This window comes from Limnoraphis robusta CS-951 (assembly GCF_000972705.2).
In genome coordinates this window covers 1-8,297 of record NZ_LATL02000026.1, presented here as the reverse complement: position 1 = coordinate 8,297, position 8,297 = coordinate 1, and the positions used below count along the sequence as shown (strand labels likewise).

At 39.1% G+C, this 8,297-nt stretch carries 8 protein-coding genes; 3 read left to right on the top strand and 5 right to left on the bottom strand.

Features of this window, described 5'->3' with window-relative positions; translation table 11 throughout:
* The first annotated feature begins 246 nt into the window (after positions 1-246).
* Together polA and WN50_RS02270 are read left to right on the top strand one after the other, a co-directional pair.
* Positions 247-3,162 (top strand): DNA polymerase I, encoded by a 2,916-nt coding sequence (gene polA, locus WN50_RS02280; protein WP_200906193.1) that lies wholly within the window; start codon positions 247-249, stop codon positions 3,160-3,162.
* Positions 3,163-3,580: 418 nt separating this feature from the next.
* The coding region (locus WN50_RS02270; RefSeq protein ID WP_235440803.1) for a VanZ family protein at positions 3,581-3,946 on the top strand (366 nt) is incomplete at its 5' end.
* 146 nt (positions 3,947-4,092) lie between these two features.
* On the opposite strand, the gene WN50_RS02265 is transcribed toward WN50_RS02270, so the two are convergent.
* The 5 genes from WN50_RS02265 to WN50_RS35710 all read right to left on the bottom strand — a co-directional run.
* Entirely contained in the window at positions 4,093-4,572 is a 480-nt protein-coding gene (locus WN50_RS02265) for a DUF4269 domain-containing protein (protein WP_009788017.1), read from the bottom strand.
* 18 nt (positions 4,573-4,590) lie between these two features.
* Positions 4,591-5,256 (bottom strand): Fe2+-dependent dioxygenase, encoded by a 666-nt coding sequence (locus WN50_RS02260; RefSeq protein ID WP_046280322.1) that lies wholly within the window; start codon positions 5,254-5,256, stop codon positions 4,591-4,593.
* Positions 5,257-5,372: 116 nt separating this feature from the next.
* Entirely contained in the window at positions 5,373-6,245 is an 873-nt protein-coding gene (locus tag WN50_RS02255) for a hypothetical protein (RefSeq protein WP_046280323.1), read from the bottom strand.
* Positions 6,246-6,354: 109 nt separating this feature from the next.
* Positions 6,355-6,720, bottom strand: a complete 366-nt coding sequence (locus WN50_RS36810) for a multicopper oxidase domain-containing protein (protein WP_281062624.1) — start codon at positions 6,718-6,720, stop codon at positions 6,355-6,357.
* Between the two features lie 191 nt (positions 6,721-6,911).
* Positions 6,912-7,353 (bottom strand): multicopper oxidase domain-containing protein (locus WN50_RS35710; protein WP_342586725.1); only part of this gene is annotated, 442 nt, incomplete at its 3' end.
* A gap of 294 nt (positions 7,354-7,647) precedes the next feature.
* On the opposite strand from WN50_RS35710, the gene WN50_RS02245 reads away from it, so the two are divergent.
* Positions 7,648-8,208 (top strand): Uma2 family endonuclease, encoded by a 561-nt coding sequence (locus WN50_RS02245; protein ID WP_046280325.1) that lies wholly within the window; start codon positions 7,648-7,650, stop codon positions 8,206-8,208.
* The last annotated feature ends 89 nt before the right edge of the window (positions 8,209-8,297 follow it).

The following is an 8,297-nucleotide window of genomic DNA, read 5'->3' as shown; positions in this document are numbered from 1 at the left end:
ATATTACCCCCCTCGCCATTAATAAATAGTCCCGCCAGGGACACCAAATCCCTCTCCTCGTAGGAGAGGGTTAGGGAGAGGTGGAGAGGGTTAGGGAGAGGTGGAGAGGGGTTGGGGGAGAGGTTAAATTTTTTTCTACAATCAACCCGATTTCTACAAAAACCTCACAAAAACCCGGTTTCTACAAGAAACCGGGTTTTTAATCCATGTTATAAAATAAATATATTGCTGTCTAATGGGTTCGACGTGGCAAATACTCCGGTTTTGATTTTAGTTGACGGTCATTCTTTGGCGTTTCGCGCTTACTATGCGTTTGCGAAAAGCCGCACAGGAGGACTGCGAACCCAGACGGGAATTCCTACCAGCGTGTCTTTTGGGTTTCTCAACTCGCTGCTGAATACGATTAAAACTTACAAACCGCAATATTTAGCGATCGCTTTTGATCGAGGTGAACCGACTTTTCGCCACGAAGCTGACGCCACCTACAAAGCCAATCGTTCAGAAACGCCTGAAGATTTTATCGAAGATATTCACCATTTGCAAGAGGTTTTAGAAGGGTTAAATGTTCCTATTGTTACGGCTGCGGGGTATGAAGCAGATGATGTGATTGGAACTTTAGCCAAACAAGGACTTGAAGCGGGATATTTTGTTAAAATCCTATCGGGTGATCAAGATTTATTTCAGTTAATTGATGGGGATGAAAAGATTAGCGTGTTGCATTTATCCCCCGGAAAAGGCAACCAAACCACAGAATTTCGGGCGGAAAATGTTGTTGAGAAACTGAAGATAAAACCCTCACAACTGATTGATTATAAAGCCTTGTGTGGCGATAAATCAGATAATATTCCCGGTGTGCGAGGAATTGGCGAGAAAACGGCTGTTCAGCTTTTGAGTGAATATCCTTCTCTCGATGAAATCTATGCTTCTCTGGATAAAATTAAAGGCGCGACTCGTCAAAAGTTAGAAGACGGAAAAGAAGCCGCCTATCACTCCCAACGAATGGCGAAAATTGTTCAAGATGTACCGTTAAAAATTTCGATTGCTGACTGTAATTTTACCCGACTAGATTTTAGTAAAATTATTCCTAAACTGAAAGAGTTAGAATTTTGGTCTTTTGTTGAACAAGTTGAAAATGAACAATTATTTGAAGAAATAGCCAGCGAAACTGAAGAAAAAATCGCTAATTTTGAGTCACAAAATTCTTCATCAAATCAAGTTTTAGATGATGATGAACTCAGTTTTTGGAGTTATGAAGAAACTCAAGCGGTTCAAAAATTTTCAGGAAAGCAGTTCATTCAACCTCAAATTATCCAAACAGAAGAACAATTACAAGCATTAGTTAAACAGTTAGAAAAATTTACCGATCAAAATCATCCCGTTGCTTGGGATACGGAAACCACCGCCTTAGAACCCCGTGATGCGAAATTAGTCGGAATTGGCTGTTGTTGGGGAACTGAAAAAACCGATATTGCTTATATTCCCCTCGAACACACAACCGGAACTCAACTGAAAAAAGAGATAGTTTTAGAGGCTTTACGTCCAATTTTAGAAAGCGAAAAATATCCCAAAGCCTTACAAAATGCTAAATTTGATCGTTTGATTTTAAAAGTTCAAGGAATTAATTTAGCTGGCGTTGTCTTCGATACGATGTTGGCGAGTTATGTATTGAACCCGGATGAAAGCCATAATTTAACTGAACTTTCCCGCAAATATTTAGACTCAGGAATTGTAGCCAAAAGTTATAAACAACTGTCTCTTGGGAAAAATCAAACCATCGCCGACTTAGACATCCCTACCGTTGCTGAATATTGTGGCTTAGATGTTTACGCCACTTATTTACTCGTTCCCAAACTGCGCGAAAAGTTACAACAAGTTCCCGAACTTCACAAACTCCTGTTAGAAATAGAACAACCCCTCGAACCTGTTCTTGCGGAGATGGAATATCAAGGAATTAGAATTAACGTTAATTATCTCAAACAACTATCATCACAACTCGAAAAACAATTAGACATCATTGAAAAACGTGCTTACGAAGAAGCCGGAACAGAATTTAACTTAGGTTCACCCAAACAACTCAGTCAACTGTTATTTGAAACCCTCGAACTCAGTACGAAAAAAAGCCGCAAAACTAAGACAGGTTACTCTACAGATGCGAAAGTTCTAGAAAAACTCAAAGGTGATCATCCGATTATTGATAGTATATTAGAACATCGAACCTTAGCCAAACTAAAATCAACCTACGTTGATGCTTTACCGGAGTTAGTTCATCCCCAAACAAAACGCATTCACACTGACTTCAACCAAGCCATAACCGCCACTGGAAGACTGTCTTCTTCTAACCCCAACCTCCAAAATATCCCCATTCGCACCGAATTTTCCCGTCAAATTCGTCAAGCGTTTATTCCCGAACCCGGATGGGTATTAATAGCAGCCGACTATTCGCAAATTGAGTTAAGAATTTTAGCGCATTTGAGTGATGAACCCATATTAGTTGAAGCCTATCAAAATAACCGAGATATACACACTGTAACCGCACAATTTTTGTTTGAAAAAGACAACCCAACCGATGTAACTCCTGAAGAAAGACGCTTTGGAAAAACGATTAATTTTGGGGTAATTTATGGAATGGGTGCGTTAAGGTTTTCCAGAGAAATGAAAGTCAATACCAATAAAGCCAAAGAATTTATCGAACGGTTTAACCAACAATATCAGCAGCTTTTTAAATATTTAGAACAACAAAAGAAAACAGCAATTTCTCAAGGTTATGTGACAACGCTGTTAGGGCGTCGTCGTTATTTTCACTTTGAAAGTCCAAGTTTGAAAGAACTGAAAGGAACTCCATTAGAACATATTGATCTAGATATTCTTAAAAGTATAGGTCAAAATGACGCGCAATTGTTACGAGCTGCGGCGAATGCTCCCATTCAGGGGTCAAGTGCTGATATAATTAAAATAGCGATGGTAAAATTGAAAGATGTTTTGCAAAATTACACCGCGAAACTGTTATTACAAGTTCACGATGAATTAGTTTTAGAAGTTCCCCCGGAAGAATGGGAAGAGTTACAACCCAAAATTAAACAAACGATGGAAAATGCTTATTCTTTGAAAGTTCCCCTTCTCGTTGAAATACACGCGGGTGAAAACTGGATGGAAGCAAAATAAGCCGAAAAAGGTTAAAAACCACAAAGACACAAAGACACGAAGAAAAAATTAGGGTGCGTCAGATATTAACTTATTAGACTCAGGAAAAATCTGTGCAGAATTTGACGTACCCTACATCATATGATATCCGATTAATCAATAATCCCAAGCGTAGGGGCGGGTTCGACAAAATCTTTTACTACTACTCAAAGATTGAGATAAACCCGCCCCATCATAACACTACTTTTTACCGCTATCAAGATGAAAATTCATCAGCGAGGTTGGATAGTTATTGCTATCCTTTATTTGATGCTTATTTTTGCGATAATGTTAGTTGCTGACTTTGGAAAACTCCCCTACGCACAACTTGAAAAAATTCCCTACTATGATATTATAGGACATTTTTTCCTCTACGGAATTGCTTCTTTTGTCTGTCATNGTTATTGCTATCCTTTATTTGATGCTTATTTTTGCGATAATGTTAGTTGCTGACTTTGGAAAACTCCCCTACGCACAACTTGAAAAAATTCCCTACTATGATATTATAGGACATTTTTTCCTCTACGGAATTGCTTCTTTTGTCTGTCATCGCGCCACCAATAGACGCATGATGATGATTTTTCATCTTCCAATTCCGTTTGGGCCATTTTTGTTTACGCTTGTTACTATTGCGGAGGAAGTGTTACAACACATTCTACCCCATCGTACTTTTAGTTTACTCGATTTGGGGGCGAGTTTAATAGGAATTGTCTTATTTTATAAAATTGGAGAAATCTGGTTTCCCCAAAATTCCTCTCAATATTAAGAGATAACTTTCTTTTTTCCTGTTGCTAACACTAAATCTTGATTTAACATGATCTCATATTCATTCCCCTCTAATCCTAACAGATGACACCAACATTTTTCGGTTCCCCAAGTCGTATTTTTCTTTATTTCTATGACGCTTTGTNATTAAGAGATAACTTTCTTTTTTCCTGTTGCTAACACTAAATCTTGATTTAACATGATCTCATATTCATTCCCCTCTAATCCTAACAGATGACACCAACATTTTTCGGTTCCCCAAGTCGTATTTTTCTTTATTTCTATGACGCTTTGTTGTAAACTAGGGTAAGAGCGAATTAGTTCGAGTTCTAACTCTCGATGTTTAACCGCATCATAAACTTTAATAGAAGTTGAAGCCGTTAAATTAATCTGTCTATTGGCAAGAATAAATTGATATCCCCAAGCGGGATAAGGTAAATTTTTCCTTTTTTTTTGAAGCGTTCCTTCAGGCATTAAATGAAGTAAATTTTGCGGTTCGGGGTGAACCAAACTAATATCAACATCGCTAATTCCGCGAACATCTGAAGGAACACCACTGGCTAACTTTAATCCCAAAATGGGAAGACGTTCTTCAACCAATATAAATGTATCTTCAATGGATAACATCTGATCTCCTTAAATTCCTTATTCCGCCCATTTTCTCAACAAATTGGCTACACTTTTAGAAATTAAATCAAATTCTGGGGTTTTTCCTTCTCTGGCAAACATCGCCCGTCTGGCTGTATCTAAATCAAATAAAATCTCTCGTTGACTCGCATCTCTAACTAAACTTTGTACCCAACCGACAACAACTATTCGAGTTCCTTTTGTGACTGTATTCACTCGATGTAATGTAGAAGAAGGATAAATAATAATCGTACCTGCTTCTAGTTTATACGCTTTTTCATCATCCGCACCTTCAATAACTAATTCCCCGCCTTCATACTCATCTGGAGAATTTAAAAACAACGTAAATGACACATCTGAACGCAATAAACTACTCCCCATTAACGCATTATCCGTATGGGTTCCATAAGACATTCCCTCCTCATAGCGACTAAATAAAAGAGAATGAACACGCCGGGGACGAACTGCTATTTGAAACAAAGAATTATCTTTGAGAACCTGTTCAACTTCTGTTTTTAGTTCTTTCAGTAAACTCGTTCCTGATTTTAATTGTTGATTATTTTTAACCAGTTTTGCGTGCCAACCTGCGGTTAACTTTCCTTCCACAAATTCCGCTTTTTCTAAACGAGTTTGAATAGATTGAAGTTTCTCAGTATTGAGAAGATTAGGAATGGAAAAAATCATTGAAAATTTGATTGAAATATTGTTTTGATCACAAACTCACCACCAAGGCACAAAGACACGAAGATTTCCGATTAGTGTTCTCTGTGTCGAGCGTGGTTTTTACTCTCTTTTAAAAACTATGAATCCGGTGAGGGTGATGAAGCAACACGAGAACTATATAATTCTATTTTAGAAACCAGTCCTTGTACTTCACTCGGCGTTTTTACTGGAGTTTCGGGCGGAGTTACAGACGGCCAAGCTGCTTTTAATTCTGCCATTGTTTCTACAATGACTTGATGATCTTCTGAGAAATTTTGTTGCATTTGATCGGCAATATTTTGATAAAGTTGTTCAGAATATAATACAAATCCCCGAGAGTCTTGATACTCTGCAAGTTCAACAACTTTTCCCTCAGCAATAGCCGCTTGATATTCTTCGGATGCTGTTGCTAACAATTGATTAATCACCTTCATTACAAACTCGGGAGATTGACGCTGAGACTCAGGTATTGCTACAATTGCAGTATCTACTGACTGTACCGCTTCCTCAAATTTTGCCTGTGTTTCGGGTTGAGCGGGCGCTGTTTTGGATAAATCATTCAATTGATTTAAAGTAGATTTAAACTCCGGTACATTGCGCTGAGAAAGTTGACCTTCTAAACCGCCATACAATTCCTCAACCGGGTGTCCGATATGAGGTTCAGCTTGTTCATAATTTCCCGCTTGTCTGAGTTCTTCGGCTACAATGAGATGACCTTTCATTAATCCCAACGTTGTCATATAATCAACATCAGGATTGCCACTGCTACCGCCTTCGCCACCTTCACCACCTTCACCGCCTTCACCGCCTTCACCGCCTTCTCCACCTTCTCCGTGAACTGTTTCATGAGAAGGATTTGATTGTTCAGTGGTTGTTTCATTGGTTGTCGTTGATGGACTGCTACAAGCTACCAGAGAGACTGCTAACCCCGTTGCTAAAAATAATTCTACAGATTTTAAGGACTTTTTCATTGGAACCGACTGTTTTCTAAAATAACAACAATAGACTTCCAGGCTAAAATCAAATGATAAGTTTTGTCAATAAAATCTAAAAATTTTTATAAATATTTTAGAAAGACTCTCAAGTACCAATCACATCAAAATAACCCATACAGCCCATTTCTGCGATCGCATCTTGATGAGGATGAAACATATAGCGACCCGCATAAGGATAGGAAAACTCCAAAATATGACGTTCTGCGGTTCCCATTGTAATCACATCTGATTCTTCGTTGGGGGTGAGTGTACGTCCAGTGCGATAAACTTGAAACATATTAGCATGAATATGAAACGTTATCGCCGGATCAAACTCAATCATATTCAACAAATATAACCGAACTAATTGATTTTGATAAATGCGAATGGGATGATCGCGATAATAATTGGGAATGCCATTAAACGCATAAAGTTCATTTTTTTGATTATTATTAACATCAAAACCCCCCATCACCATCACCATTTCATCAGCAGCAGGACGACCTTCTGGCGGGTCAATAATAAACAGTCCATATAACCCTTTACTAATATGTCGCGTTACAGGCGCAACATGACAATGATAGGGATGAAGTCCGTAAGGTTCAGCATCAAATTCATAGATTTCTGTCTTCCCATGACGCACAGGTTTTACTCCATCCATTNCCATCACCATTTCATCAGCAGCAGGACGACCTTCTGGCGGGTCAATAATAAACAGTCCATATAACCCTTTACTAATATGTCGCGTTACAGGCGCAACATGACAATGATAGGGATGAAGTCCGTAAGGTTCAGCATCAAATTCATAGATTTCTGTCTTCCCATGACGCACAGGTTTTACTCCATCCATTTCTACCGGATGAGTTCCGTGAAAGTGCATACTGTGGGAACTTCCATCTTCATTATGAAACAAAATTCGCACCCGTTCCCCTGCTTTTGCTCTTAAAGTAGGGCCTGGAACTCGCCCGTTTAAATTCCAACTTACAAAAGAAATTGCTGAGTTTAATTGTAAAGTAGAACTCTTAGCCGTTACTTCAAATTCCCGTATCGTTCGCCCCTGATCTTGTTTAAGTTTACCCCAGTCAAAATCTCGCAAAATCAGCATTGGATTAAAATTAATATCTGTCGCTTCATTTTGTTCTTCTAACGGTGGAATTTGTACCGGTGAAGAACCCTTAAAACGAGAATTGAGTAGGGCTGCTGTCGCTGTCACCCCCAAGCCTGTTAAACCCCAGGTGAGAATTTGGCGACGATTCCAGCTTTTTGTATTAAAATAATGAGATAAATTTGACACAGATCGCTCCTTAGACAGTGGGCGACAACAATAACGGTTTATCTCTCATTACTTTACCATTTTTTAAAATTATTGCAATCAATTATCAACTACTGCTAACAAAAGATGACTCCACTGATTTTAAATCTAGATACGGTTAACTTAAGCGACGAACAATTTTATCGTTTATGTCGCGCCAACTCAGACTGGAAACTCGAACGTACACCAACCGGAGAACTTGTTATTATGTCACCTGTCGGGGGAGTTAGCGGAAACCGAGAAGCCGACTTAATTGCTTTATTGTGGTTATGGAACCGTCAAACTGGACTGGGAAAAGTGTTCAGTTCTTCGACAATTTTTCGTTTACCCAATGGCGGTAGTCGTTCTCCCGATGCGGCTTGGGTGAGTCTAGAACGTTGGGAAAGCCTCACAAGCGAACAACAAGAACAGTTTCCCCCTATTTGCCCAGATTTTATCATCGAATTGCGATCGCGTACCGATCCCCTCGAACCGCTTCAAAAGAAAATGCAGGAATATCTTGATAGCGGTCTAAAATTAGGTTGGCTCGTTAACCCGCAACAGCAACAAGTGGAGATTTATCGCCCCAATCAGCCTATTGAGATTGTACAACTTCCCGCCCGTTTATCGGGAGAAAGCCTGTTACCAGGATTTGAGTTGCAGTTGTAGGCAATAATGCTATAAGGAATAGGGAATAGGGAATAGGGAATAGGGAATAGGCAACAGGCAACAGGCAATAGGGAATATCTCCCCATCTC

What these genes read in the sequence shown, in the direction of transcription:
- WN50_RS02245 (WP_046280325.1), top strand. Translation starts at nt 7,648, where the DNA reads ATGACTCCACTGATTTTAAATCTAGATACGGTTAACTTAAGCGACGAA.
- WN50_RS02260 (WP_046280322.1), bottom strand. Translation starts at nt 5,256, where the DNA reads ATGATTTTTTCCATTCCTAATCTTCTCAATACTGAGAAACTTCAATCT.
- WN50_RS02265 (WP_009788017.1), bottom strand. Translation starts at nt 4,572, where the DNA reads ATGTTATCCATTGAAGATACATTTATATTGGTTGAAGAACGTCTTCCC.
- WN50_RS36810 (WP_281062624.1), bottom strand. Translation starts at nt 6,720, where the DNA reads ATGGGGGGTTTTGATGTTAATAATAATCAAAAAAATGAACTTTATGCG.
- WN50_RS02255 (WP_046280323.1), bottom strand. Translation starts at nt 6,245, where the DNA reads ATGAAAAAGTCCTTAAAATCTGTAGAATTATTTTTAGCAACGGGGTTA.